Below are 2,582 nucleotides of genomic sequence, written 5' to 3' on the forward strand. Positions count from 1 at the left end.
GACGGGGGTGAGCGGTGGTGATGGGCGCGGGGATCACGGGGTAGGGATCCGGCTATGGACACCTCATACGTCATCCTGGGCGCAAGCCTGGCCGGGGCCAAGGCCGCCGAAGCACTGCGTGAGGAGGGCTTCGACGGCCCGGTGGTGCTGGTCGGCGACGAACCGGAGCGCCCGTACGAGCGGCCGCCGCTGTCCAAGGGCTATCTGCAGGGCGGCACCGAGCGGGAGAAGATCTTCGTCCATCCGGCCGAGTGGTACGCCGAACACGGGGTGGATCTGCGGCTCGGCACCGCCGCCACCGCGATCGACCCGGCCGCCCGTACCGTGACGCTGGCCGACGGCAGCCGGCTCGGCTGGTCCAAGCTGCTGCTCGCCACCGGTTCGGCGCCGCGCCGGATCCCGGTGCCCGGCGGGGACCGCCCCGAGGTGGTGTACCTGCGGCGGGTCGGTGACAGTGACCGGCTGCGCGCGGCGCTGCGGCCGGGCGCCCGGATCGCGATCGTCGGGGCCGGCTGGATCGGGCTGGAGGCCGCCGCCGCGGCCCGGGCGGCCGGGGCCGAGGTCACCGTGCTGGAGGTGGCGGAGCTGCCGCTGCTGCGGGTGCTCGGCCGGGAGGTCGCCCAGGTCTTCGCCGACCTGCACCGGGCGCACGGCGTGGACCTGCGGTTCGGGGTCCAGGTCGCCGAGCTGTCCGCCGAGGGCGTCCGGCTGGACGACGGCACGCTGGTCCCGGCCGACACCGTGGTGGTGGGGGTCGGGATCAGCCCGAACACCGCGCTGGCCGAGGCGGCCGGCCTGGAGGTGGACAACGGCGTGCGCACCGACCGGCACCTGCGCACCTCGCACCCGGACGTGTTCGCCGCGGGCGACGTCGCCAACGCCTTCCACCCGCTGTACGGCCGCCCGGTCCGGGTCGAGCACTGGGCCAACGCGCTCAACCAGCCGAAGGTGGCGGCGGCCTCGATGCTCGGCCGGGAGGCGGTGTACGACCGGGTGCCGTACTTCTTCACCGACCAGTACGACCTCGGGATGGAGTACACCGGGCTGGCCGAGCCGGGCGGCTACGACCGGGTGGTGTTCCGCGGCGACGTCGCGGCCCGGGAGTTCATCGCGTTCTGGCTGTCCGGCGGCCGGGTGGTCGCCGGGATGAACGTCAACGTCTGGGACGTCACCGACCCGATCCGTGACCTGGTCCGCTCCGGCCGCGAGGTCGCCGTGGACCGGCTGACCGACCCGGCCATCCCGCTGGCGGAGCTGGCCGGCTCCGCCTGACGGCCCGTCCGCCGCCCGTCCGCCGCCCGTCCGCCGTCGCTTCGGCGCCCGTTCGGGCCCGGACTGTCGGTGCCGTGCCCTAGGGTCGGAGCGGCCCCGGGGTGCGGGGCCCGACCGCCGAGGGGGGCGCGGATGGGTGCGGGACTGCTACCGCCGGCGGGGCCGGCCAGACGGCTGGCCGCCGCGCAGCTGACCAACGCGCTGGGCGACGGCGCGTTCCTGGTCTGCTCGGCGCTGTACTTCAGCCGGGTGGTAGGGCTGACGGCGCCGCAGATCGGGTTCGGGCTCACCCTGGGCTGGGCGGTCGGCGCCTTCGCCGGGGTGCCGCTCGGCCACCTGGCCGACCGGCGCGGTCCGCGCGGGGTGGCGGCGCTGCTCGCGGTCGCCACGGCGGGCTCGGTCGGGCTGTTCCTCACCGCCCGCGCGTACGCCGTGTTCCTGGCCGCGGCCGTGCTGTACGCCTGCGCGCAGAGCGGGCTGGCGGCGGCCCGCCAGGCGCTGCTGGCCGGGCTGGTGCCGCCCGCCCGGCGGACCGAGGTACGGGCCCATCTGCAGTCGACGGTCAACGCCGGGCTCGCGGTCGGCGCGGCCCTCGGCGGGGTGGCGCTGCGCTTCGACACCACGGCCGGGTACCTGGCGGTGCTGGGCGTCGACGCGCTGAGCTTCCTGGTGTCCGCCGTGCTGCTGGCCCGGCTCCCGGCCGTCGCGCCGGCCCCGGCGGCGGCCGCCGGCGAGCCGCGGCTGGCCGTCCTGCGGGACCGCCCGTACGCACTGGTGTCGCTGGTCAACGCGGTGCTGCTGCTCTACATGCCGCTGCTGTCGCTGATCCTGCCGCTGTGGATCGCGGGCCGGACGGCGGCGCCCGGGTGGACGGCGGCGGCGCTGCTGATGCTCAACACCCTGAGCGTGGTGCTGTTCCAGGTCCGGGTGGCCCGGCGGGTGGACGGCCTCGCCACCGCGGTCCGGTATGTCCGGTACGCGGGGCTGGCACTGGCGGCGGGCTGCGGCGGGTTCGCGCTGTCGGCCTCCGACGGCGGGGCGTGGGCGGCGGCCGGGGTGCTGCTGGCCTCGACGGGGCTGCAGGTGGTGGGCGAGATGCTGCTTGCCTCGGGCGCCTGGGAGATCGGCTTCGGGCTGGCACCGGCCGACCGGCAGGGTCAGTACCAGGGGTTCTTCGGTTCCGGTGTGGCGGTGGCGCGGACGATCGGGCCGCTGCTGCTGACCACGCTGGTGCTGGGCTGGGGTCCGCCGGGGTGGCTGGTGCTGGGGGCGGTGTTCGCGCTGGCGGGCGCCGCGATGGGGCCGGCGGT

Annotated in this window: 2 protein-coding genes; both read left to right on the plus strand. The window is 76.5% G+C overall.

Annotation, left to right across the window (positions count from 1 at the left end; translation table 11 throughout):
- Positions 1–54: 54 nt before the first annotated feature.
- Entirely contained in the window at positions 55–1,272 is a 1,218-nt protein-coding gene (locus AA75_RS38085) for an NAD(P)/FAD-dependent oxidoreductase (RefSeq protein ID WP_033825019.1), read from the plus strand.
- A gap of 132 nt (positions 1,273–1,404) precedes the next feature.
- On the plus strand, positions 1,405–2,582 hold a 1,178-nt coding region (locus tag AA75_RS38090; RefSeq protein WP_033825030.1), incomplete at its 3' end, for an MFS transporter.

The sequence above is a fragment of the Kitasatospora sp. MBT63 genome (assembly GCF_000710465.2).
Lineage (GTDB): Bacteria > Actinomycetota > Actinomycetes > Streptomycetales > Streptomycetaceae > Kitasatospora.